This is a genomic window from Providencia alcalifaciens (genome assembly GCF_915403165.1).
In the GTDB taxonomy this organism is placed as follows: Bacteria; Pseudomonadota; Gammaproteobacteria; order Enterobacterales; family Enterobacteriaceae; genus Providencia; species Providencia alcalifaciens_C.
Genome location: NZ_OU659204.1, coordinates 3,869,342 through 3,894,347, shown reverse-complemented (window position 1 = coordinate 3,894,347; position 25,006 = coordinate 3,869,342). Strand labels below are relative to the sequence as shown.

At 41.6% G+C, this 25,006-nt stretch carries 23 protein-coding genes; 12 read left to right on the top strand and 11 right to left on the bottom strand.

The features are described from left to right. Genes rfaL through mutM form a run of 4 tightly spaced genes read left to right on the top strand, consistent with a single transcriptional unit; the run spans position 1 to position 4,216 of the window. Positions 1–1,239, top strand: a complete 1,239-nt coding sequence (gene rfaL / locus LDO73_RS17805) for an O-antigen ligase RfaL (protein WP_224059615.1) — start codon at positions 1–3, stop codon at positions 1,237–1,239. Further along, a complete protein-coding gene (locus LDO73_RS17800) occupies positions 1,232–2,242 on the top strand; it encodes a glycosyltransferase family 8 protein (protein ID WP_224059614.1) in 1,011 nt (336 codons plus the stop codon). Before rfaL ends, LDO73_RS17800 begins: the two co-directional genes overlap by 8 nt. A gap of 3 nt (positions 2,243–2,245) precedes the next feature. Further along, positions 2,246–3,388, top strand: a complete 1,143-nt coding sequence (locus tag LDO73_RS17795; protein WP_224059613.1) for a glycosyltransferase — start codon at positions 2,246–2,248, stop codon at positions 3,386–3,388. 18 nt (positions 3,389–3,406) lie between these two features. Further along, on the top strand, positions 3,407–4,216 hold the full coding sequence (gene mutM / locus LDO73_RS17790; protein WP_224059612.1) for a bifunctional DNA-formamidopyrimidine glycosylase/DNA-(apurinic or apyrimidinic site) lyase: 810 nt from the start codon (positions 3,407–3,409) through the stop codon (positions 4,214–4,216). 3 nt (positions 4,217–4,219) lie between these two features. On the opposite strand, the gene coaD is transcribed toward mutM, so the two are convergent. Beyond that, entirely contained in the window at positions 4,220–4,705 is a 486-nt protein-coding gene (coaD, locus tag LDO73_RS17785; RefSeq protein WP_224059611.1) for a pantetheine-phosphate adenylyltransferase, read from the bottom strand. Positions 4,706–4,919: 214 nt separating this feature from the next. On the opposite strand from coaD, the gene waaA reads away from it, so the two are divergent. Both waaA and LDO73_RS17775 read left to right on the top strand, forming a co-directional pair. After that, positions 4,920–6,197, top strand: a complete 1,278-nt coding sequence (gene waaA / locus LDO73_RS17780; RefSeq protein WP_224059610.1) for a lipid IV(A) 3-deoxy-D-manno-octulosonic acid transferase — start codon at positions 4,920–4,922, stop codon at positions 6,195–6,197. 207 nt (positions 6,198–6,404) lie between these two features. Continuing rightward, complete coding sequence (locus LDO73_RS17775) at positions 6,405–7,868, top strand: ArnT family glycosyltransferase (RefSeq protein ID WP_224059609.1); 1,464 nt, start codon at positions 6,405–6,407, stop codon at positions 7,866–7,868. Positions 7,869–7,918: 50 nt separating this feature from the next. Here LDO73_RS17775 and yibB read toward each other — a convergent pair whose 3' ends face one another. From yibB to rfaD, 4 genes are read right to left on the bottom strand one after another with little or no spacing between them, the layout of a single operon-like run. Continuing rightward, positions 7,919–8,779: a protein YibB gene (gene yibB / locus LDO73_RS17770; RefSeq protein WP_224059608.1), complete on the bottom strand. Its 861-nt coding sequence runs from the start codon at positions 8,777–8,779 to the stop codon at positions 7,919–7,921. Continuing rightward, positions 8,776–9,765 carry a lipopolysaccharide heptosyltransferase RfaC gene (rfaC, locus tag LDO73_RS17765; protein WP_224059607.1) on the bottom strand — a complete coding sequence of 330 codons (990 nt, stop codon included), beginning with the start codon at positions 9,763–9,765 and terminating at the stop codon, positions 8,776–8,778. Before rfaC ends, yibB begins: the two co-directional genes overlap by 4 nt. After that, positions 9,765–10,811, bottom strand: a complete 1,047-nt coding sequence (rfaF, locus tag LDO73_RS17760) for an ADP-heptose--LPS heptosyltransferase RfaF (RefSeq protein ID WP_224061223.1) — start codon at positions 10,809–10,811, stop codon at positions 9,765–9,767. Before rfaF ends, rfaC begins: the two co-directional genes overlap by 1 nt. A gap of 39 nt (positions 10,812–10,850) precedes the next feature. Next, positions 10,851–11,789 (bottom strand): ADP-glyceromanno-heptose 6-epimerase, encoded by a 939-nt coding sequence (gene rfaD, locus LDO73_RS17755; protein WP_036950761.1) that lies wholly within the window; start codon positions 11,787–11,789, stop codon positions 10,851–10,853. Positions 11,790–12,021: 232 nt separating this feature from the next. Between rfaD and LDO73_RS17750 the strand changes: the two genes are divergently transcribed. Both LDO73_RS17750 and tdh read left to right on the top strand, forming a co-directional pair. Beyond that, entirely contained in the window at positions 12,022–13,215 is a 1,194-nt protein-coding gene (locus tag LDO73_RS17750) for a glycine C-acetyltransferase (RefSeq protein WP_224059606.1), read from the top strand. Between the two features lie 55 nt (positions 13,216–13,270). Then, positions 13,271–14,296 (top strand): L-threonine 3-dehydrogenase, encoded by a 1,026-nt coding sequence (tdh, locus tag LDO73_RS17745; protein WP_154638294.1) that lies wholly within the window; start codon positions 13,271–13,273, stop codon positions 14,294–14,296. A 77-nt stretch (positions 14,297–14,373) separates the two neighbouring features. Here the strand turns inward: tdh and LDO73_RS17740 are convergent, their stop codons facing one another. Together LDO73_RS17740 and envC are read right to left on the bottom strand one after the other, a co-directional pair. Then, on the bottom strand, positions 14,374–15,456 hold the full coding sequence (locus tag LDO73_RS17740; protein ID WP_224059605.1) for a divergent polysaccharide deacetylase family protein: 1,083 nt from the start codon (positions 15,454–15,456) through the stop codon (positions 14,374–14,376). Positions 15,457–15,516: 60 nt separating this feature from the next. Then, positions 15,517–16,809 (bottom strand): murein hydrolase activator EnvC, encoded by a 1,293-nt coding sequence (gene envC, locus LDO73_RS17735; RefSeq protein WP_224059604.1) that lies wholly within the window; start codon positions 16,807–16,809, stop codon positions 15,517–15,519. Between the two features lie 418 nt (positions 16,810–17,227). On the opposite strand from envC, the gene LDO73_RS17730 reads away from it, so the two are divergent. The 4 genes from LDO73_RS17730 to cysE all read left to right on the top strand — a co-directional run bounded on the left by LDO73_RS17730 (position 17,228) and on the right by cysE (position 20,084). Beyond that, entirely contained in the window at positions 17,228–17,662 is a 435-nt protein-coding gene (locus LDO73_RS17730; protein WP_224061222.1) for a rhodanese-like domain-containing protein, read from the top strand. Between the two features lie 74 nt (positions 17,663–17,736). Next, the gene (gene secB, locus LDO73_RS17725) at positions 17,737–18,204 is read left to right on the top strand and encodes a protein-export chaperone SecB (protein ID WP_154599576.1); all 468 of its coding nucleotides are present in this window, start codon (positions 17,737–17,739) and stop codon (positions 18,202–18,204) included. A 9-nt stretch (positions 18,205–18,213) separates the two neighbouring features. After that, positions 18,214–19,245 carry an NAD(P)H-dependent glycerol-3-phosphate dehydrogenase gene (gene gpsA / locus LDO73_RS17720; RefSeq protein WP_224059603.1) on the top strand — a complete coding sequence of 344 codons (1,032 nt, stop codon included), beginning with the start codon at positions 18,214–18,216 and terminating at the stop codon, positions 19,243–19,245. Positions 19,246–19,262: 17 nt separating this feature from the next. Next, positions 19,263–20,084, top strand: coding sequence for a serine O-acetyltransferase (cysE, locus tag LDO73_RS17715; RefSeq protein ID WP_036950776.1), 822 nt, complete (start codon positions 19,263–19,265; stop codon positions 20,082–20,084). Positions 20,085–20,322: 238 nt separating this feature from the next. Here the strand turns inward: cysE and trmL are convergent, their stop codons facing one another. From trmL to LDO73_RS17695, 4 genes are all read right to left on the bottom strand, one after another. Continuing rightward, positions 20,323–20,826 carry a tRNA (uridine(34)/cytosine(34)/5-carboxymethylaminomethyluridine(34)-2'-O)-methyltransferase TrmL gene (gene trmL, locus LDO73_RS17710; RefSeq protein ID WP_006660558.1) on the bottom strand — a complete coding sequence of 168 codons (504 nt, stop codon included), beginning with the start codon at positions 20,824–20,826 and terminating at the stop codon, positions 20,323–20,325. 159 nt (positions 20,827–20,985) lie between these two features. Then, positions 20,986–23,067 (bottom strand): polysaccharide biosynthesis tyrosine autokinase, encoded by a 2,082-nt coding sequence (locus LDO73_RS17705; protein ID WP_224059602.1) that lies wholly within the window; start codon positions 23,065–23,067, stop codon positions 20,986–20,988. A gap of 31 nt (positions 23,068–23,098) precedes the next feature. Then, the gene (locus LDO73_RS17700) at positions 23,099–23,527 is read right to left on the bottom strand and encodes a protein tyrosine phosphatase (protein WP_224059601.1); all 429 of its coding nucleotides are present in this window, start codon (positions 23,525–23,527) and stop codon (positions 23,099–23,101) included. 22 nt (positions 23,528–23,549) lie between these two features. Further along, entirely contained in the window at positions 23,550–24,698 is a 1,149-nt protein-coding gene (locus LDO73_RS17695) for a polysaccharide export protein (protein WP_282560705.1), read from the bottom strand. Positions 24,699–25,006: the final 308 nt, after the last annotated feature.

Here is a 25,006-nt window from a genome sequence, read left to right as displayed (position 1 = left end):
ATGTCCTTTTTAGATAAACATCAAAACCTACTATCTAAATATAATAGCGTATTGATTTTTCTATTTTTTATACTTTTTTTTGTTGAAGATGTAACCCGATATAAACATATTCTATTTTATCTAATGATTGCTACGGCGCTATGTTATTTATGCTTAGATTCAAAAAAAGTTATTGAAAAGCTAAAGCATAAAGAAATTTATTTTACGCTATTATTCTCTATCGCTTTGTATGTGTCTGTTTCTTACTCTTTGGATACAAAGGCAACGCTAAAATTTATCAATAATAATTTATTGAATTATGGAGTTTTATCCTTAGGTTTACTTTTTCCTATCATCCTTTATAGAGAAAAACTAACAGATATATCGAAATTAGTCATAGTTGGTTATTTAGCTGCGTTAGTTCTATTGTTGTTAATTGAGTTAGCGCGCTATATCATCGCGTATCAGAATGGAATTCTTCCATTTACAACATATAATTTCAGAAATATATCTGATTCGCTAACATTCTTCTTTCCAATTTTACCGATTCTTTGGTACATACTGCCTAAAAATAAGTTAATTTACTTTTATATTCTTTGTATTGTGTTTTTATTTATATTACTTGGAACTCTATCTAGAGGGGCTTGGTTAGCGATTGCTGCATCTGGCGGGATTTTCTTGTGCTTTAAACGTCCTTGGAAATTAATTGCATCAGTTATAGGAATTGCTCTTATTGGATTGATTTCGTTGAAAACAATATATCCAGAGATGACGAATAAGCTCTTTTTTAAATTAGAGCAGACAGACAGTTCTTATCGGTATACAAATGGAACTCAGGGTACGGCTTTTGAGTTAATTATGGAGAAGCCATTAGTAGGGTATGGAATTGGCGATAAAATTTTCCATGAAAAATACAATAGTGTAGTCGCCCAACATCCGGACTGGACATTCAGAACGTCAATTGGTCCTCATAACATATGGTTATTAGTATGGTTTGGTGCGGGTATATTTGGATTAGCTTCTTTTACACTTCTGACTCTGTCTATGGGGTACACTTCTTATCAAGGAATTCGCCGTAGTATAGAAAATCCATTAGTTTACTTTTCATTTTTGGCTTTGTTTATCAGTTTGATTAGTTTCTATGTAGTTCGAGGTATGTTTGAACAAGTGGATTTAAAACCTCTAGGGCTTATCCTTGGGCTTTTGATTGCGATGCTCAACGCGGTTCCTACGAAGTGTATAAGTGAAAATAATGGATAATTTAATTATTAATAAGTATCAATTAATAGGTAGTAAAGTTGATCCGTTATCTGAAGGTTTTGACATCATTTATGGCTCCGACGAAAACTACCAATTTGGTGTAGGAGTATCTGCAGTTTCATTACTGGTGAATAACCCTTCCAATTTTTTTAGATTCCATCTATTCCTAGATGTGGTTAAGCCAGGTTTTCTAGATAAATTGAGCACGATTGCTGAGCAATTTTCTGCTGAATTTAATGTTTATCAGCTTGATAATACATTGCTTAAAACTTTACCGGCGTCAGAGGTTTGGTCATCTGCAATGTATTTTCGCTTGATTGCATTTGAATATCTATCAAGTGATTATGATTATGCACTTTACTTAGATGCTGATGTTGTTTGTCAGAATGTCTTAAATTTATCTACTGATATTATCAAGGATGTGGTAGCGGGCGTAGTAGCAGACGAAATTGGTGTTCGTAAAAAAAGTGGCACAAGATTGAATGTAGCAGAGCTTAGTGAAACCTACTTCAATTCAGGTGTGATGTTTGTCAATCTCAAGGAATGGCATAGTCACCAAGTGACAAAAAAATGCTTTGAATTTCTATCGTTGCCGAACGCTAAAGATTTGTACAAATATCCAGACCAAGATGTACTGAATTTAATTTTAAGAGAGCAGCTCGTTTTGTTAGCTCAACGTTTTAATACTATTTATACCCTCAAAAATGAGCTTAGTGATTCAACTCATCAAAAATATAAGTGTGTTATTACGTCAGATACAGCTTTAATCCATTATACCGGGGTAACAAAACCATGGCATACATGGGCGAAATATCCTTCTGCAAAACCATTTTATGATGCTTTAGCCTCTTCGCCGTGGACTGAAAATGATTTAAAGCCAGCAATTAAATTTGCAGAGAAAAAGAAAGAATATAAGCATCTTTTAAAACAAGGTGCATTTTTTGCAGGGTGTATTTCAGGCATTAAATACTTATTTCAGAAGGTTAGAGGTAAAAAAAGATAATCTATGATCAAAAAAGCCATTTTTACTGTGACACCTATCTATTCTATACCGCCAAGAAGTGCAGCAGCAGTAGAGTCGTGGATGTATAACGTTGCAAAGAGATTAGATATAGAAAGCCGTATTATCTGCATTCAGAATGAAGGATATTCAGCTCATTCAGTCGTTAACAAAAATTGTGCTATTGACCGCATAAAGTTTGGAAGAATTTATACGAGACTATTTAAAAAATGGACAAGAATAGACCCATATTCTTATGCGGATAGGATCGTTAAATTGAAACGGAATTTTGCAAAAAATTCCGAAGAAAGCATCACATTTGTGCATAACAACATAAAATTATTTAAAAAAATTATTAAAAAGGAAGGGCACAATAACGTTGTACTTCATATGCATAATTGTTTTGAACCTAAGGATATTCCAGAAGATATAAAATTGATTGTTCCGAGCCGTTTCATGGAACGCTGGTTCAGAGAACGTTTACCAAAAGCTCAGATTGAAGTTGTTAGAAATGGGTTTGATGGCGATATTTATAATCAACCGGCTGAAGTAAAGCGTGAAGACTTTGGTCTGGATAAATCAGATAAAATTATCCTATTCGCTGGAAGGATTGCTAGAGATAAAGGCTTACTTGAATTAATGCAAGCATGTAGCACGTTTTTTAGTGGTGATGATCGTTATAAATTAGTCATTGTCGGCGATCCTAATGCTGCTAAAAAAGGCGAACTTGCTGACTATCAAAATGAAGTAAAAGATTTTGCTAAGCATTTAGATAAGCAATGTATTTTCTTGGGGGGCGTGCATCCAGATAAAATTAGGCATTACTACTCATTGGCGGATGTTATCGCTGTGCCTTCGATCACCAGTGAGCCATTTTGTATGGTTGCTCTTGAGGCTATGGCATCAGGTCGTCCTGTCATTGCTAGCCAGCGCGGGGCTATGGTTGAATTTGTTACGCACAATGAAACAGGTTTTATTTTCAAAGAACCACTTTCCCCCGAAAATATGGCAGAAGATATACAGTATGCATTAAACCATCCTGATGCAGTGAAAATTGCGAATAATGCCAAAACTCATGCCTATGAGAATTTTACATGGGAAATAGTTACTGAAGAGCTCCAAAATGTTATTCGTAAATGGTTCCCATAATTTTTAAAGAGAGTTGTAATGCCAGAACTTCCTGAAGTTGAAACCAGTCGCCGTGGTATTGAACCGCATTTAGTCGGCAATACAATCAGTTATGCAGTTGTGCGTAATGAGCGGTTACGTTGGCCAGTAAGTGAACAAATCATGCGTTTATCTGATGAAACCGTGATAAGTGTTCAACGGCGGGCAAAATATCTGCTTATTGAACTGAACAAAGGATGGATTATTGTCCATTTGGGAATGTCTGGCAGCGTGCGAATTTTGACGGAAGAGTTACCAGAAGGGAAACATGACCATGTAGACCTTATCTTGCGTGACGGTAAAGTACTACGCTACACCGACCCTCGACGTTTTGGTGCATGGCTTTGGTGCGATGATTTAGCGTCCAGCTCCGTTCTTGCTCATTTAGGACCAGAACCTCTTTCCGATGAATTCAATCCTAAATATCTCTTTGATTTAGCGGCTAAACGTAAGGTTGCGGTCAAACCATGGTTGATGGACAACAAAATCGTTGTTGGGGTAGGGAATATCTACGCTAATGAAGCGCTTTTTGCATCAAGGATCTCCCCAGAAAAGCTGACTAACACGCTGACGCTCAATGAGATTACCGAACTTGTTACGCAGATTAAAAAAGTGCTTCAACGCTCAATAGAACAAGGTGGGACGACTCTCAAAGACTTTTTACAGTCAGACGGAAAACCGGGTTACTTTGCCCAAGAGTTGTTTGTGTATGGAAAAAAAGGCGAGCCGTGTTCTTTGTGCGGAACCCCGATTGAAAGCATCAAACAAGGACAGAGGACAACCTTTTATTGCCCTCAATGTCAGAAGTAATTGCTAGATTTTGTTGAGTTTTTTCAACATAGCGTCAGCAACAACAGGCGGTAAAAACGAAGAAATATCTCCATCATGAAGCGCGACATCCTTAATTAATGAGGATGAAACGAAAGATAAGCTTTGTGATGGAAGTAAAAATACCGTTTCTAGCTCGGGAACAAAATGGCGGTTCATATTAGCCAGCTGCCATTCATATTCAAAATCCGCCACTGAACGTACGCCACGAATTAAAATATTCGCATTATTTTTCTGTGCAAAACTCGCCATTAACTCAGAAAAGCCAACCACTTCGACATTCCCTAAGTGTGCTGTAACTTTCTTCGCTAACTCAACACGCTCTTCCAGATTAAACATAGGGCTTTTGCGTTGACTATTTGCGATAGCGAGTAAGACATGGTCAAACATCGCTGCGGCACGGGTGACGATATCGACGTGTCCAGAGGTAATCGGGTCAAAGGTTCCCGGATAAATAGCTTTATGGGTCATGATATTGCTATCTCTTTGTTTATTATTGCTTATCCTAATATATCGATAGGAATAAGTGACGGTGAAATCCACATTAACGGCAATTGCGTTCTCTTGCAACAATCACTGATAGGTATGTATTTATTTTAAGTCTCATTTTAGGCACAGATTCTACACACTTTCAGTAATGGTTTATGGTAAGATACCGCCAATTTTGGTAAGTGAATCAGATCGAATGTTATTGCGTGTATATCAGGTACTTCTTTATCTCATCCAGCCATTAATTTGGATACGCTTATTATTGCGTAGCCGTAAAGCCCCTGCGTATCGCAAACGCTGGGGGGAACGCTATGGTTTTTGTGGTGGTAAAGTTGTTCCTAAAGGCATTTTATTACACTCAGTTTCTGTGGGCGAAACCCTTGCGGCAGTACCGTTAGTACGTGCACTGCGCCATCACTACCCATCACTCCCTATTACCGTGACCACAATGACGCCAACCGGGTCAGAGCGTGTTCAGTCGGCATTTGGTGACGATATTAGTCACGTCTATCTCCCTTATGATTTACCAGGCTCCATGAGCCGTTTCCTTAATCAAGTTGATCCTAAATTGGTGATTATTATGGAAACGGAACTCTGGCCAAATATGATCAACCAACTGCATAAGCGTAATATTCCATTAGTTATCGCTAATGCTCGGTTATCTGAGCGCTCTGCTGCGGGTTATCAAAAACTCGGTAGCTTTGTGAAACGTATGCTGCAAAATGTCACGATGGTGGCAGCTCAGCATCAAGAAGATGGTGAACGTTTTATTCAATTAGGGTTAAGGCGTAAGCAGTTAGAAGTGACGGGGAGCTTGAAATTTGATATTTCCGTTACCCCTGAACTAGCGGTTAAAGCCATTACGTTACGCAGACAGTGGGCTGCACATCGCCCAGTATGGATTGCAACAAGTACCCATGAAGGTGAAGAAGCGATTATTTTGCAAACTCACCAACAATTGCTAAAAAAATTTCCTAATTTATTACTCATTTTAGTTCCAAGGCATCCAGAACGTTTCGCAAAAGCGGAAGAACTGACGCAAAAAGCAGGGCTGAGCTTCATTCGTCGTAGCAGTGGCGTTATCCCATCTCTAGATACTCAAGTGGTTATTGGCGATACGATGGGTGAATTGATGTTGCTGTACGGAATTGCAGATATTGCTTTCGTTGGTGGAAGCTTAGTTGAAACGGGTGGCCATAATCCACTTGAAGCTGCTGCACACGCATTGCCTGTTTTGATGGGACCGCATACCTTTAATTTTAAAGATATTTGCGCGAAATTAACCCAAGCAGATGGGTTGATCACTGTGACGGATAGCGACTCACTGGCTCAAGCCGTTACAAGCTTGCTGTCTGATGAAGATTATCGACTATATTATGGTCGCCATGCTGCTGAAGTCTTGCATGAAAACCAAGGTGCATTACAGCGTTTACTTAAATTGTTACAGCCTTATTTACCTCCAAGAGAACAGTAATATTCAGCAAAAGTATTGATAACTTGAATATTACTACAATGAGTAATGACAATTTCTCTCATTTCTGATTATTTTGTTTAAACTATAGTAAACTACCCAGTCACGTTTTTGCATACTCAGCCGAGCGAGAGGTAATCCTCTATAAGCTCGACGTAAAATAATGCGTATTTCCCTTTAACTTTATTGATAAATTTCGCTGAAAAAAGAATGCCGACAATCAATCAACCAATTTCAAATAAGTATTTGTATCTTTGGATCATTGGCTATGCCATTACTTGGATCCTTGCGAGCTTCTTTTTTGACCCAACTGTTCCTTACGATACGGTCGAAGCCGTTAACTGGGGGATGAATGGGGAATGGGGATCGCCAAAAAATCCATGGTTTGTTGGTACTATGATGTGGCCTGCAATCCATTTAGGCATTTCTTATAGTTTCTATTGGTATCTGAGCCATTTTATCGGTATTGGATTTGGGCTACTTGGGGTATGGAAATTAGCTTATCGATTAACCGGACGCCGTGACCTTGCTTGGTTTGCGATGCTGATGATGAATTTATCTGGCGTCATTAATTTCGATATTATTCCTTATAATGATAACTATATCTTAGTGACTTTCTGGCCTTGGTTGATTTACTTCTTCCTGCGTGCGGTCGAAGATAACCCTCTGTGGTGGCTACCTTTTGCTTTAGTTGCCGGTCTTGCAACAATGGGGAAATATTCCACACTTGCCTTAGTCGGCTCTGTTTTCTTACTCACCCTTTTTGTGAAACAAGCGCGCCAAAGCTATCGCTACCCGGTGTTTTATCTAGCGATAGCACTGTGGTTTTCGATGATTTTGCCAAACTTCTTCTGGCTGATGGCGAGTGATTTTTCTGCCTTTAAATGGGTAGATTCGCAAATTGATCCCGGTTTTAACTTACATACCACGGAAGCTGCGCTAAGTGTGTTTTACCCGCTGATTATTGCAGCGATTATCTTATATTGCTGTGGCGGGAAAATCGGTTGGCCGAAAGCCTTATCAAACCGCATGGCAAACTTCATCATCCTATTCCCATTAGCAGTGATTTACGGTTGGTTCTCGTTTCATGATGGTGGGCGAATTACTGAGTGGTTGCAGCCATTTATGATGGTCTGTGCGCCTTTATTTGTTGGCTCAATCATTGTGATGCCGAAAAAATCACTGAAAAAACCGTTGATTGGTTTAGCGGTGGTTGGTGTTTTAATGGTATCTGGCTATCTAGCTGTTCAAGCAGGGAATATTCGTGGAGCGGGTCAAAAGTTTATTGGTGTCAAAACCTTAATTGCTGAAGGTGAACAGCGCTGGTATCAACGTTACGGAACACCAGTTAAATACGTTGGCGGTGAAGATAACTTACATCAATGGTTTATTATCTACGCTCAAGATAGGCCGCATGTTATTCAGCCTTGGACGCTAGAAAACCATATGCCACCGAATGTGTATAACCGTGAGATTACCGAAGCAGAAATTCGTGAGCATGGTGCTATTTTATTAGGGCGCAAATATGACGATTGTGCCCACGAAGATTTCGCTAAAGTGCGTAAATTCTGGCCACAATTTACGATTGAAAAAGAAGATGTAATTTATCGCTCTGAGCCGGATGCTAAGCCGAAAACCATGTGTTTTGGGTTTATTGCCCCAGAGAAGAAATAAGAGTGGTTTAAATTGAAATAACTATGGATGCCCATTGATTATCTGGGCATTTATTTAATTAATCTTAATTGAATGGCTAAACGCTCAAAATAATTTATTTTAGAATTTTTATTGAACAACCTAAATATACTGAACCATTTCATATAACCTAAAAAGTGTATTTTTACTAAGTCAGGTTTTTTACTTGCACAAACTAAAAAAATACCTTGGTCATCGTCAATGATGCCGGATGATAATAAGTCATGTTGTACATTAAGTGTTAACTGATATAAATGCGCCCATTGCTCTTTTGTGCCAACTATAACACCTCCAATGATATAAGTATGATTTTCAATTACATACTTCATGACCAATTCATGGTTTGTCAAATCTAAACCATCTCGTATAGAGAAAAAATGCATTTTTTCTCTATCAAAGGAGTGGTTCCATTCTGTTATGCCATACCGAGTTTTATTATTACGAATATATCCGAAATCTATCCATGCAATAAGTTCATTGTTAGCAAGTCCAAGTTGACCCGCCTTATTCACAAAATAGGTTTTAAGATTCGTTAATAAAACATATTCTGGAGACCAATATTCTGGGTTTTCGAGTTGTTTTGGTTTTATACGTTCTTTAAATGAGCGACTGAGTTGTATAGCTGAAATTTTCTTTATGATGTGTTTAAACTTTTTATTGATATCCAGCACAATGACGTGAGTTGGTTTCCCCGCCCTAATTTTCAATATTCTTTCTTTGAAATTAGCAGAAGTAAACACGACCATATTATTATCGAACTTTGCTAACTGACTAAAATAATTGAAGTAAGTGTCAGTTTTTCTTTCTAAATGATCTAAGTGCCCGTGAGAACTATTCCAATCTCCTCTTCCTATATCAAAAAAAGCAGTTACTATTGTTGTGGATTGATTCATTGTTTATGGTTACCACCTAAGTTGGGAAAAATAGAGCTTAATCGCTTATAAACGTCAGAAGCACTAATTTGCCCCATCATATTATTTGTGGATTTTATCTCATTTTGGCCTTTTCCATAACCACCAATTAAACCGGGATTTGTTGGGCCAAACAGCGTGAAATTCGGCTTATCTAGCGCAGCCGTTAAATGACTCAAACCTGTATCAACAGAAATCACCGCCTTTGCATCCGCAATTTGTTGCGCGACTTGTGCCAGCGTTAATTTTGGTAAGACTTCAACAAAATCAAAACCCTCTGCTAGTCTTATTGCTCGCTGATACTCATGCTCTGCACCCCAAGGGAGTTTCACTCTCAGCCCAGTTTCCTTCATTAATTGAATCAGCTCACGCCAATGAGACTCAGGCCAATGCTTATCGTCGCGGGTTGTGGAGTGCAAAAACAGCACATAGGGGGCTTCGGTTTCATCGGTTGATTGCAAGAAATGGCGAGCTATCGCGTAATCTCCTTGGGTCCTAGGGCAAGTATACCCGAGGCTTTTAGCAAATAATTGGCGAATACGCTCTACCGCATGTTGCTGTTTACTAATGGAATAACGATGATCGTAGAAGAAGCTAGCAATCGGCTCGCGGATACTATGGCGGTCATAACCATGTTTAGAACCGTGAGCGAGGCGAGTGACTAGCAACGCACTCTTGAGTAACCCTTGTGCATCGATAATTGCATCGTAGTGGGTTGCCTGCAATTGGCGACGAAATGCTGCACGTTCGGCACGAATTGGCGCAGAAAACCAATTTTTTCGCCAGCGACGGATTGCCACAGGGATCACTTTATTCACCGCATTGTGCCAAGTGGGGATTTGAGCAAACCCCTCTTCGACCACCCAATCAAATTGAATATTCGGTATTGCTGCCTGTGCATCAGTTAATGCAGGTAGAGAGTGCAAAACATCTCCCATAGATGATGTTTTTACTAATAACACGCGCATTATTTAATACCTATATTTAAACGCGTGAGGGCATCCAGCACCATCTGCGGTTGAATATCAATCAGACTTTGGTGATAGCCACTTTCGCCGTCACCTTTACGCACTTTGTGATAACCCGTTATCAGCCGGATCACTTCTGCTTTATCGGACAGTGGTGGTGTAAAGTCCGGGCTACTTGGGCCATATAGTGCGACTAACGGTTTATCGAGAGCCGCAGCCACATGCATTAAGCCAGAATCATTACTCACAACGGCTTGGCAAGCATCAATAAGATTAACGGCTTGTTCTAACGAGGTTTTTCCTGCGAAATTGAGGCAGTAACTGCGAGCATCGTCAGTCAAACTTTGACGGATTTCTTCACCTGCTTCATGGTCTTTTTGAGAACCAAATAACAGAACTTGGTAGCCTTGATCGCTGATTAATTTTTGAGCGATAGCCGCATAGTGATAGTGTGGCCAACGTTTTGCAGGACCAAATTCAGCACCGGGGCAGAAACCAATAATTGGGCGAGAAAAATCAAGATTAAATTGACTAACAGTATCGCTAACTTGCTGTTTATCAGTGACTAATTTAGGCCATAAAATCGGGGCGGGAATATCATCGGCAGATTTGATGCGCTGTTTGTCATACGCCAATGCGACGTAGCGTTGCACCATCAGCGGAAATGCTTGTTTATCCAATGGGCGTAAATCATTGAGCAGCCCATAACGCATTTCACCGCGCCATCCCGTTCTTTTGGTAATTTTAGCAAAGAACGGCACCAGAGCAGATTTCAATGAATTAGGTAACACAATCGCTTGATCGTACCCATTTTTCCGCAAATTAATGCCTAATTGACGGCGTTCGCCAATTTCTAGCTTTCCATGTCCTAATGGCATGGAGATCGCTTCAGATACTTCGGGCATTTTTGCCAATAACGGACGGCACCAATCGGGTGCCATCACATCAATCTGAGCATGAGGATGGAGTGCCTTTATCGTGCGATAAAGGCTCTGAGACATCATCATATCCCCTACCCATGAGGGGCCAATCACTAATATTTTCATAGGCGTGGTTTTCATAGGTACTGTTTTCATAAAAGGCGATTACGCGTCTTTATTCAGCCATTGCATATATTCGGTCACGCCTTCAGCAACGGTTTTAAACGGTGCAGTGTAACCTGCGGCACGTAATTTAGTCAGATCCGCCTGGGTGAAGCTCTGGTAGCGACCTTTTAATTTCTCAGGGAATTCAATATATTCGATAGATACATTTTTATCTTTATGGAATTCAGTGACGGCATCGGCAACCGCTTGGAATGATTCCGCGCGACCTGTACCACAGTTGAAAATACCAGAAACGTTATTTTCCCAGAACCATAAATTCACCGCAGCCACATCGCCAACGTAGATGAAGTCACGACGGAAAGTGTCGCTTCCTTCAAACAATTTCGGGGTTTGCCCTTCATTAATCTGTTTGTTTAAGTGGTAAGCCACGCTCGCCATGCTGCCTTTATGGTTTTCATTTGGTCCATAAACGTTGAAATAGCGGAAGCCACACACTTGAGACTGAGCTTCAGGCATGATGCTGCGGACATATTGGTCGAATTGGAATTTAGAGTAGCCGTATACGTTTAGTGGTTTTTCAAATTCACGTTCTTCGATGAAATTATCGCTACGTCCACCGTAAGTTGCTGCGGAAGAGGCATACAGGAAGGGAATTTCACGTTCCAAACAGTAATGTAGCAGCTCTTTAGAAAACTGATAGTTATTATCCATCATGTACTTACCATCCCACTCAGTTGTGGATGAGCAAGCACCTTCATGGAAAACAGCGTCAATATCACCAAAATCATCACCGGCAATAACACTCACGATAAAGTCTTCTTTATCCATGTAATCGGCGATATCGAGGTCAACAAGGTTGGCAAATTTAGTACCATCTTTCAGGTTATCCACCACCAGAATATCGGTGCGACCCATTTCGTTCAGGGCTTTAATAATATTGCTGCCAATAAAACCAGCTCCGCCAGTGACTACGATCATCGTGAATACCTCAAGTGGGTTAAGAATAAATAGATACAAAATTGGGGTCTATAATAACACCTCTTTGTACAGACAACAGTATATCGACCAGATAATTGTCCTAGTTGTCATACCTCTTCAAAGGGCATTATCGTGATCTTGCCTACAAACTTAACTTATTTGCTCCGCAGATATCGCTAGTTCCAGTGACTATTATTAAACTCTGTAAACAACTTCTTTACAGGAACAAATCATGTCAGAACAATTTTACCAGCAGATTAAACAACAATTGGTGCAAATAGAAGCTGAAGGCTTGTTTAAACATGAACGCATTATTACGACCTCTCAAGACGCGGATATTGAAATCCAGGGTGGGCAGCGCGTTATTAACTTCTGTGCAAATAACTATTTAGGCTTAGCCAATCATCCCGCGCTGATTGAAGCGGCAAAACAGGGTATGGATAGCCATGGCTTTGGTATGGCATCGGTTCGTTTTATTTGCGGCACCCAAGACAGCCATAAAGTTCTTGAAAAGAAAATCGCGGATTTCCTCGGAATGGAAGATTCGATCCTCTATTCCTCTTGTTTTGATGCCAATGGCGGGCTTTTTGAGACGCTACTAGGGCCAGAAGACGCTGTTATTTCTGATGCATTAAACCATGCATCCATCATTGACGGTGTTCGCCTGTGTAAAGCCCAGCGCTATCGCTACAGCAATAACAATATGACGGAATTAAAACAGCGCCTTGAAGAAGCCAAAGCGGCGGGTATGCGCCATATTCTGATTGCGACTGACGGTGTTTTCTCGATGGATGGCGTGATTGCTGATCTGAAAACTGTCTGTGACCTTGCTGATGAATATAACGCATTGGTCATGGTAGATGACTCCCATGCTGTTGGTTTTGTTGGTGAAAACGGTCGTGGTAGCCATGAGTATTGTAAAGTGATGGGGCGAGTAGACATTATTACTGGCACATTAGGAAAAGCTCTGGGCGGTGCATCGGGTGGTTATACTGCCGCCAAAAAAGAGGTTGTCGAGTGGTTACGTCAACGCTCTCGCCCATATTTATTCTCTAACTCTTTGGCACCCGCCATTGTAGCTGCGTCCATTAAGGTGATCGATATGATGACCGAAGGGCAAGAACGCCGTGAGAAATTGTGGCGTAATGCGGTGTTATTTAGAGAAAAAATGACTGATGCAGGGTTTACATTAGCAGGCGCTGATCACGCCATCATTCCTGTGATGTTAGGGGATGCCAAGATTGCTCAGCAATTTGCTTCAGAGTTATTAAAAGAAGGCATTTATGTCACTGGATTTTTCTATCCAGTGGTTCCTCAAGGACAAGCGCGAATTCGCACGCAAATGTCCGCTGCGCACAGTGAGGAGGATATTTTACACGCTGTTGATGCATTCACCCGTATTGGCAAAAAGCTTCAATTAATTTAGTTACGAAATTAATTTAGCCATAAAATTAAATGTAGCCATAAATAAAAGGTCGCCTATGAAAGCACTGTCCAAATTAAAAGCAGAACCAGGTATATGGATGACAGACGTTCCGAAACCGGAACTGGGACACAATGATGTGATGATTAAAATCCGTAAAACCGCCATTTGCGGAACGGATGTTCATATCTACAACTGGGATGAATGGTCGCAAAAAACCATTCCCGTTCCGATGGTGGTGGGTCATGAATATATAGGGGAAATTGTTGAGATTGGGCAGGAAGTTAAAGGGTTTAAAATTGGTGACCGTGTTTCTGGCGAAGGGCATATTACCTGCGGTCATTGCCGTAATTGCCGAGGTGGGCGTACCCACTTATGCCGTAATACCATTGGTGTCGGCGTAAATCGCCCAGGATGTTTTGCTGAGTATTTGGTGATCCCAGCGTTTAACGCCTTTAAAATTCCAGACAATATTCCTGATGAAATTGCGGCAATTTTCGACCCATTTGGTAATGCGGTGCATACAGCATTATCATTTGATTTAGTCGGTGAAGATGTACTGGTTTCTGGCGCAGGCCCTATCGGTATTATGGCGGCAGCAGTTTGCCGACATGTCGGTGCTCGCCATGTAGTGATCACGGATGTGAATGATTATCGCCTTGAATTAGCGAAAAAAATGGGCGTAACCCGCGCGGTGAATGTGAGCCGTGAAAATCTTAAAGACGTGATGAATGAACTGGGCATGAAAGAAGGTTTTGATGTGGCACTGGAAGTTTCAGGAGCCCCCGCCGCTTTCCAAACCATGTTAGACACCATGAATCATGGTGGCAGAATTGCGCTATTAGGTATTCCTCCATCATCGATGGCAACAGACTGGAGCCAAGTTATATTTAAAGGTCTGTTTATCAAAGGGATTTATGGGCGTGAAATGTTTGAAACTTGGTACAAGATGGCGACACTCGTGCAATCAGGTCTCGATTTATCACCAATCATTACTCATGAGTTTTCTATTGATGATTTCCAAAAAGGCTTTGATGTGATGTGCTCAGGGCAGTCAGGAAAAGTGATTTTAAACTGGGATTAATTCAGAATTAATTTATTAGTTTTAAAGGGTTTATTGGCGAATGCCTTTAAACCCTTTTTTATTTTTAGCCTTACCCGTTACGGTATTTTCTTTTCTGCAATCAGGGGCTGCAGGGTTTTATCTTGATAAATGGCCTCGACCACAAACATGAGTAGCTCAATGCCTTGCAGACGGGTTGATGGCAGTTCGATATCGCATATACCTAATTCTGCGGGACTAACTACTTTCTCAGGTTGCTCCGCAGCATCGTTAGTCATTTCTGGTTCTGCAAGAGTTGGCGTAGCATCATCAGAATCTGCCGTTGTTTTAGCTGCTTCATGAGGTTTTACCTCTGATTTGCTTGGCATTTTGGTTTCGGGCTTTGTTACTGGCAGTGTTGGATTAACGCCTTCAGGCTGCATTCTGAGAGTTTTGCGTGGTTCGCCAGTTGCTGGGTGATAGCCGACCAGTGTACTGACAGGTACAAGCTCAATATCAGCGGGAACCAATGGCATAAATTTTTGTAAGGCGCGCACGGTTGATGGATGTGGGTGACCAATAGCCACCGCGCTGCCATGTTTACGCGCGTAAGCAATGGCTTTATTCAGCTGTGTACGGGTTTCTTCTTCAGATTGGTGATTATCAATAAAAATATTGCGCTTCGTTGAGGGAACGCCAAATTCTTTGGCTGCATTCAATGCCTGTGTATTGCCAATCGTGACGCTATCTAAGAAAAAGAGGTTCGATTGCGACAGTGAGCGCATCACATTGCGCATTCCAGAAAGGCTGGAGGTCATCTCGCTGCCCATATGGTTATTCATTCCTTTAGCGTGAGGAACTCGGCTAATGGCATTTTTAATGATGCGGTCAACTTCTTCAGCACTCATTGAGGGTGCCAAAGTATCTTTTTCAAGAGGTTGCTTACTCAATGGCTTCATGGGCATATGGATTAAAATATCCCGCCCTTGCTGATAGGCGGTTGCCGCGACTTCAGCACCATGAGGTGAGTTAGGTAAAATAGCAATACTGATGGCGGCCGGTAACGCTAGGATTTGATTATCTTCTTTGGCTCGGTAACCAAAATCATCAATGACAATAGCGAGTTTGGCGGCACTCGCCTGAGAGCTGACCATGATAAGGAGCAGGCTAATCAGTAATTTCATTGGCGAGTGTCTTAACATAATTATTTTCCTAACTTTTTATAGCCTAGCATTTTATAGGCAGTGCGAAAGATTATTGTGCTACTTGCCTAGCCACGGGCGAGGGTTAACAGTCTTACCTTGTCGGCGAATTTCAAAGTAAAGTGCAGGGCGTTCTTGACCACCACTACTTCCCACTAAAGCAATTGGCTGGCCTGCGCGGACTTCTTGCCCCACATTCACCAGCGCACTTTGGTTATAGCCATACAGGCTCATATCCCCTTTACCATGCTCAACGACAACAACCAAACCGTAACCTTGAAGCCAGTCAGCGAGTAATACGCGACCATCCGCAATAGCCTTAACTTGGGTGCCTTCATTTGCTGCGATCACCATACCTTTCCAACGTAATTCGCTGGAGATCACATCCCCATAATTATGTAAGGTGGAACCGCGTACCGGCCAGATAGCTTGACCAGCAGGGCGACCTAAACCACCCGTTCGAGACATAAGTGATTGCTCACTTTCAGATGGCTTATACGTGGCACCTTTCTGTTTGGCTTTTCGCTCTTTTTCAGCAACTTGAGCACGAATACGCGCGGCTTCACGAGCTTCACGTTCGGCGCGTGCTTTAGCTTCACGTTCTGCTTTAGCAATCTTGTCGCGTAGCCTGGCTTCGTTCTGCTTTAAGACGGCGAGGTTTTTTTGATCTTCTTTTAATGAGCTTTCTAATACGGTTAAGGTTTTTTGCCGTGAAGCTTGCGCATTATCGAGCTTTTGTTTTTCTTGCTGCTGGCGTGTGAGCGTTGTTTTCTGCTCAGCTTGCTTTTTTTGCTCTAATTGTTTTTGTTCGTGCAACTCTTTGGTAGTTTCTTCTAGATCAAGAATGTTTTTTTCACGAGCTTGGTTGAGGTAGCCATAATACGCAAGAATTCGTTCTTCTCGTTGGCCTTCTTCACCCTTTAAGAGTAGCGATAAACCTTGGTGTTTACCAAGTCGGAATGCGGCATCTAACTGCTCAGCAAGCAGTTTTTCTTGTTCATTTTTTTTCTTTTGCAGCCGACTGATATTGCTGGATAAGGAGGATATTTCTTTATCTAGTTGTTTTAATTGGTTTTGTGTTAGGTGCAAATCACGGCTTGCTGCAGAAATACTTTGTTCTTGCTCTTTGAGTTGCAAAAGGAGATTACTTTTTTTAGTTTGCTGTTCTTTAACGCTTTTTTCTTTTTCAGCAATGCTTTTTAGTAGGTCATTTAATTGACCTTTGTTTTCGGTGATCTGATTCGCGAGCGCGACGTGAGAAGGCTCCAAAGTGAATAACCCTAAACCAAGCAGGGCAGGGATCATTGCCTGACGAACAAAAAATGTCTTTATTCGATGGGATGTATGGGCCATTGTGATAGATCACCTCAATTAAATGCAATAACTGATTATTTCATCTGCAAGTCGTGCTTTCCAGTGTTCTCTTAAAAATAGTCATAAAAACGCTTAAAAATTAAGAATATTGCTATTATACCATTTGATACTAAGCCAAATTATAGGCGTATTATCACTGAATTTTACTGTTTATACTCTATTTAGATGGGAATTAATTTAGCGTCAAAGTCGAGTCTGAGCATGTTTATGTTAAAATGTCTGCGTACAGCTTTGAGAAAAAATTCTTTTTTTCAGAAAAAAGGTGTTAACTCTGCGAGTGTTTTCGCAAAAAAGACATTCTAGTTTGCGCTAACTGGCTGTAATTAGCTCAGCACAAAGGTATACTCTGAACCCTTTGATATTCGTTTTTAACTAACGGGAGTAATTGCCCCCCATGATCCAAGAAATCATGCAATTTGTCAGTCGTAACACGTTTGTTAGTCTGACTTGGATAGTGTTATTTGTTGCCGTGGTCGTGATGACCTTCAGAAGCCTATTCTCTAAAACTAAAGTCATTGCGCGCACTCAAGCGATTACAATGATCAATAAAGAAGAAGCAGTTATTGTGGACTTACGTACTCGCGAGGAGTTCCGCAAAGGGCATATTATTGATTCTATTAACTTAACACCATCTGAAATTAAAGATAATAATTTGGGTGAGCTGGAAAAACATAAACAGAAATCTGTCATCATAGTTTCTGCAAGTGGAATGGAAGCAACTAAACCTGCTGAACAGCTTGCTCATCATGGCTTTGAAAAAGTCTTTGTCCTGAAAGAAGGGATCGCTGGTTGGGCGGGTGAAAACCTACCACTGGCTCGTGGTAAGAAGTAATTATCCGGCACTGAAAAGATGTGCCGGCAACTGAATATATCTCGAAACTCTAATATGGAAGTAAGGTAATTATTATGTCAGAACAAAACAACTCAGAAATGGTATTTCAAATTCAACGTATCTACGCAAAAGACGTTTCATTTGAAGCACCTAATGCACCTCAAATCTTTCAAAAAGAGTGGCAGCCAGAGATCAAATTAGATTTAGATACTTCTTCAACTCAATTAGCTGAAGGTGTGTATGAAGTTGTTCTGCGTGTGACAACTACCGCAACTCTGGGTGAAGAAACTGCATTTCTGTGTGAAGTTCAACAAGCGGGTGTGTTCTCTATTGATGGCATCGAAGGCACTCAAATGGCACATTGCTTAGGTGCATACTGCCCGAATATCCTGTTCCCATATGCGCGTGAAACTATCACGAACATGGTAGGCCGTGGTACTTTCCCACAATTGAACTTAGCGCCAGTTAACTTTGATGCACTGTTCATGAGCTATTTAGAACAGCAACAAGGCGAACAAGCGCAGACCCCTGAAGTTCAATAAGGTCGCTTAATGAATACTGCTTCAATGACAGTGATCGGTGCCGGCTCGTACGGCACCGCTTTAGCCATTACTCTTGCACGTAATGGCCATCAGGTGGTGCTGTGGGGACATGACCCAGCACACATTCGTAAATTAAACCAAGAACGTAGAAATCAGGCATTTTTACCTGGTGTTTCTTTCCCTGATAGTTTATCTCTCGAAACGGACTTAAAAAATGCCGTTGAAGCGAGCCTGAACATCTTGATTGTGGTACCTAGCCATGTATTTGGTGATGTGCTCAAGCAAATCAAACCGTATCTAAAAGCGGGCTCCCGCATTATTTGGGCAACCAAAGGGTTAGAGAGAGATACCGGACGTTTGTTGCAAGATGTAGCGCGTGAGGTATTAGGAAACGAAATTCCTCTGGCGGTGCTTTCTGGCCCTACCTTCGCAAAAGAGCTTGCTGCTGGTCTCCCTACGGCTATTTCAGTCGCGGCATCCGATAGCCAATTTGGTGATGATTTACAAAAATTATTCCATTGCGGCAAAAGTTTCCGTGTCTATAAAAACCCTGACATGATTGGTGTGCAACTCGGTGGCGCAGTGAAAAACGTCATTGCGATTGGTGCTGGGATCTCCGATGGTATGGGTTTTGGTGCAAACGCACGTACGGCATTGATCACACGAGGCTTAGCTGAAATGAGCCGCTTAGGTGTATCACTGGGCGCTGACCCATCCACATTTATGGGTATGGCAGGACTTGGTGACCTAGTGTTAACCTGCACCGACAACCAATCCCGTAACCGCCGTTTCGGTATGATGCTGGGAAATGGTGTCAGTGTGGAAGAGGCGGAAAAAGAGATTGGGCAAGTGGTTGAAGGCTATCGTAATACCAAAGAGGTGAAAGCCCTTGCGGAGCGTGCCGGTGTTGAAATGCCAATCACAGAACAGATTTATCAAATTCTCTACTGCAATAAGAATGTGTTAGAAGCCTCCCAAGCATTGCTCGGACGTGCTACTAAAGATGAAATTGCAGATATGCCTAAGTTGCCAAGCCAATAATATAGAAGAGAGTCATTATGTCGCGTGAAGAACTGGATAGAATTTGGGGTTACATTAAGGAAGAAGCCAAGGCGCTTGCTGACTGTGAGCCTTTACTTGCCAGTTTTTTTAACGCGACATTACTGAAGCATGACAACCTCGGTAGTGCACTTAGCTATATGTTGGCGAATAAGTTGAGTTCACCGATTATGCCCGCAATGGAAGTCCGTGAAATTGTGGAAGAAGCATATCGTAATGACGAGCAGATGATTTTTTCTGCGGCGATGGATCTTTCTGCTGTCCGTTTACGTGACCCTGCGGTTGATAAATATTCCACACCACTGCTGTATTTAAAAGGTTTTCACGCCCTACAAGCCTATCGCATTGGGCATTGGTTATGGGGTGAAGGGCGTAAAGCATTGGCCGTTTATCTGCAAAACCAAATATCAGTCTCTTTTGGGGTCGATATCCATCCTGCTGCCCGTATTGGCTGCGGGATCATGCTCGACCACGCGACGGGGATCGTGATTGGTGAGACGGCGATTGTTGAAAATGATGTGTCTATTCTTCAGTCTGTTACGCTAGGCGGTACCGGTAAAACCTGTGGCGACCGTCATCCTAAAGTGCGTGAAGGGGTGATGATTGGCGCTGGCGCTAAAATTCTAGGCAATATTGAAATTGGTCGCGGCGCAAAAATTGGCGCTGGCTCTGTAGTGCTGCACCCAGTTCCTCCTCACACCACAGTGGCGGGAGTTCCTGCACGTATTGTCGGTAAGCCAACAAGCGATAAGCCATCGTTGGAGATGGATCAAAACTTTAATGGTAACGTTGATGGTTTTGAAGGCGGGGATGGGATTTAGTTGTTGAAAAAAGTTCAGGATTTGAGTTCAGATCGATTTGTTGAGCCACTTCAGTGCTGCGATTCTCAGCTAAGTAAGAAACGGCTATCTGTCCTTTTGGAGGCGGATTTGCTTAAAAATCTCGATCCGTATAATAGCCATTCAGACGGATTAACTGATGTCCGTAATATTGAAATAGATAATTAGGCCTAATATTAAGATTCGAAACTAAAGGAGCTTAAACAGCTCCTTTGTTGTTTTAGTCTTTCAGCAGCGCACCCGGATATCCAAGCTGACGCCAAGTTTCGAATACCACAACGGCAACTGAGTTAGAAAGATTCATACTGCGGCTTTCCGCTAGCATCGGGATACGAATTTTCTGCTCGATAGGCATATTGTCGAGAACATACGGCGGTAGGCCGCGGGTTTCTGGTCCAAACATCAAATAATCATCTTCCCGATAACTCACATTACTGTGGCTCGGTTTACCTTTGGTAGTCAACGCAAATACACGAGCACCTGTTGGCGACTGATTATTATCAGGATTTAACCCTTCACTTTCTAAGAATGCGTAATAGTCATGATGATGTTTGATATCCGCAAACTCGCTGTAATCTAGCCCTGCGCGACGTAAGCGTTTGTCATCCCAAGTAAAACCGAGAGGATGGATCAGGTGCAGACTAAAGCCAGTATTAGCGCATAAGCGGATGATGTTCCCAGTATTTGGTGGGATTTCAGGTTCGAATAAAACAATATGTGGCATAACGTTAACGGCTATTGGTCGGGATGAAAAAAGATGATGCAGAGTTTACGCGCAAATTTAGAAAGATGCATTAGTTGTGTAGAAATGGGAGTGAAAGGCGAGCGGGTGGCTCGCCATTTTATGAGTATTGGCAGACATAGCTAGTACTGATAGAGATAATTAGTACTGATAAACATAGCTATAGTCGTCAGACTTTTCATCAATGCCATTAAGAATGGAGCCAGTAATTTCAATATTATTTTGTTTGAAATGCTTAAGTGCGCGCTCAATTTCTTTAACGGTATTCACGCCATAATAGGCAACTAAAAGTGATGTACCGGCATATTTCCCGATGATAGCCGGATCGGTAATCGCAAAAATGGGCGCAGTATCAAGCAGGACCATGTCATATTGATGTTTAACAGAGTCTAATAAATGCTTAAATTGCTCGCTCATAAGCAGTTCTGAAGAGTGGGTAGTGCTTTTCCCTCGGCTAATAATGTCTAAATTCTCAATAACTTGTTGGTGTATTGATACCGGGTTTTCCCTGTGTTGAGATAAGAATTCTGAAAGCCCAGATTTATTTTCTAACCCAAATGTTTTATGGATATGCCCTTTGCGTAAATCAGTATCGATAAGCAGAATTTTTTTACCCGCGTTGGCGAGGGCGATAGCCATATTCGCAGTAATAAAACTTTTTCCTACATTTGGTGATGAGCTTGTCACCATCACAATATTATTGTCTTGATTCATAACGGAGAAATAGACACTTGTTCTTAATGAACGAATGGATTCTATTGCCATATCCGCTGGATTTTCAATCGCGAGGGGCTTTTTGCTCTCGCGATACCGTGATTTTTTTTCATCCAACGAGAATGGAATGGTGGCATAAACACGGAGGCCTAGCGCTTCGAGATCTTCCGTGTTCTTAATTTTATTATTGAGAAGCTCTTTTCCGATCACAAAGGCGCTGCCCATCACGAGACCCAATAAGGAGGCTAGCGCCATGATTAAGCTTTTCTTGGGAGCGATGGCCACGGGGTAAGATTCCGCAGAGTCAATAATTCGCACATCGGCAGTGATCCCTGAATTTAATACGCTGAGTTCGCGCTGCTTGGCCACCAACTGATTATAAATAGCTTGCTCGGATTCAACATCGCGAGTTAAACGAATAATTTGCTGCTGAGTGTTTGGCAGTTGTTGAATGTTTTTGCTGGATTTTTCTTTCTCGAGTAGCAACTTTTGGCGTTTATCGAGTAAGGATTGATAAGCCGGGTGGCTACGGGTATATCGTTGTTGAAGCTCCACTTCTTTAAAAGTAAGCTCATTTAGTTTTTCTTCTACATGCAATGCACTCTCAAGCGCGGATTTAGCCTCTAACGTTAGGTCAATAGACTCATTTTGTTTACGAAACGTATTTAACTGATTTTCATAATGGTCGAGCTTATTTTTTACTTTTGGTATGTAGTTATCTAAAAAAATCAACGTGTTGTTTGTAGCTCGTTTTCTATGTTCTCTATTCTGGTTAATATAATTCTGAATGACATTATCCAAAATCTCGATATTGTCTCGTTGATTTGTTCCTTTAATTGTTAGGTTAATGATGCCAGAGCCTTTACTGGCTTCATTCATACTGAGACGGTGCCGCAAATTCTCGATAGCAGAATAACGATCATTCTTTATTAAGGTAATTTTTTCCCCTCCTTGAGCGATATATGAATCAATCAATAAGTGAATTTCCCCTTGCTTTAACGTGGTGCCAATTTGCCCATGATAAATTTGGTCGGCAAGAGCCAACGTATATTGGCGACCATCTAAAAAGGTTAAGGTGGCGGATTGGCCGATTAAATCAGGGGGTAAGTGGTACTCTGTAATATGAACAACGGGCGCATTACTTAGAAATCTGGAGAATATCTTTGAAGGCAAAATTTGAATATCTAAATTCAAATCTGACACGGTTTTGCCTAACACCATTCTGGATTTAATCACTTCAATTTCTGAATCGATTTGCCCGTTATTGCCGCCAAAAAGCATTCCATCATTCATTTTTTCTAATAGTGATGCTTGGTTTACCTTATCGTACTGCAATGTAGCATTCGCTTGGTAAATAGGAGAAGCGAACCAGCAATACACTCCGGCACTTAAAATGGCGACAATAGTAAACGCCGCTATCGTTAGCGTGTTCGATTTCAGTGTTTTTAATATAGCGAGTAAGTCGATTTCATCGGCGTTCGGCGAATGTTTTTTTTCTGTCTTGTTCATAGGGTTAGTTTTTAAATAAGTTTAATAGAGGCTAAATCTTTCCTTGCCATGACTCGGCCGCTTTTTCCATAAGCTGATAAACATGCTCAAACATTTCCTCGCTATGTTTATAAGGGTCAGGGATTTCGGTTTTATTCAACCATTCACCAAATAGCATGACTTTGCCTCGGGTTTGCGGAAACTGCCGATAAAGTTTTTGGGTATGGCAGTTTTCCATCACGAGGATCAAATCTGCCATCTGACATAAATGCTCTGTCAAACGACGAGAACGGTTTTCCTCTAAAGAGAGGCGATGGCTTTTTGCTATATGGCGAGCTTGAGCATCAACAGGTTGATTTTCCAGTGCAATCAGGCCTGCAGAGTGGATCCTTTTTTGGGGGAAAAGCCCCTGCATTAAACGCTCTGCGGTGGGTGACCGGCAGAGGTTCCCCATGCACACGATAAGAATATTATTGAACATAAGTATTTGATTAAAAATAAAATTACCATGCATAAATACGCTTAGTCCCTTCGGCAAGCTGATTGTATGAGGCGATGGTTGGCAGTAATTGGGTGATTAAACGGTTCCACCGAACAATAGGCGCTGCTGTCACATAAACAAGGTCATAAGGTCGTAATTTAAATTCCGTTCCCATTACGAGTGACGTCGCATCGGAGAGGTCAAGCTGATAAATAGTTGCCATCTTGGGAAGGGATTGCTCGTCTTCAGAACCCGCTGTTGGTGCGGATTTATGCGTTGACCGAATGACAAAAATCCCTGTCGCACTTGCGGTAGTTTGGCTGAGTCCATTGGCTTTACTTAGCGCTTCAGTGATGCTCATTCCTGCACGGTCGATAGTCAATGTTGACGGTTTCCCCACTTCTCCCATCACAAAGACCTTTTGCGCATCATTACGGGGAACATAGAGAACATCGCCGGATAGCATTAAGTAGTTTTGGGTTAAATCGCCGTATTGGATTAACGATTGCAGCGAGATTTTTATCTCTTTCCCTCCGCGGGTGAGGATCACATTATCCCAGTCCGCCTTTTGGGTTAACCCGCCTGCGGTATTAAAGGCTTCCAAAATAGTGAGAGGGACATTGGTGATGGGCAAGGAACCCGGTTTGGCAATTTCGCCAGACACATAGATTTTTTGTGAGCGAAAGGCAGCAATGCTAACATCGATTTGTGGTGCTTCAAGGTAGGCGGCCAGTCGGGTACTGACTAATCTCCTGATTTCACTGATTGTTTTACCGAGAACGGGGACTTTTCCAATATAGGGATAATAAATGGTGCCATCTGCGTGAACCCAGTTTCCTGAATCTGCAGCGCTGCGATAGGAGCCCGCAGGGATAGTGAGTTCAGGGTGATTCCATACGGTGATTGCCAGCACATCACCCACGCCAACACGATAGTCATAACTGGCTAGCTGCTCTTCAAGTTGCGGATTAGATTTGGCAATCACCGGGGCAACTTGCATTTCGCCTAGCAACTTAGGAGAGATAGGGTAAATATCTACAAGCTGGCTAATATCTTGCTCACCAGTATCAATAACTCTCTTTCCTGATGTGGAAATATAGGTTCCCGGGGCGAGATGACATCCAGAAATTAGGAGGCTCATTGTGATAGTTATGAAAAATTTACTGAACATGATAATCGCCCTAAATCAGGATGGATAATGGTAATTTTTAGCAATCGAAGTTACGCAATATAAACTTCACGCGGGATAATAATTCAGTTTTAAATAAAAAACCAAACAATTCATCCAAAAATCGATGTTATATAAAAATATAATAAAATAAAAAATGATATTGATGGGGGGAATGTTTTGTGAATAAGGGAGGATTGGGGGATAACCGGAAGCGAACTAGGGAGTGAGTGGGTTAATAGTGTGGTGAGAATAGAATTTGAGGAAATAAAAAATAAAAAGGCGAGCTAGAGGCTCGCCTAATTGATGCT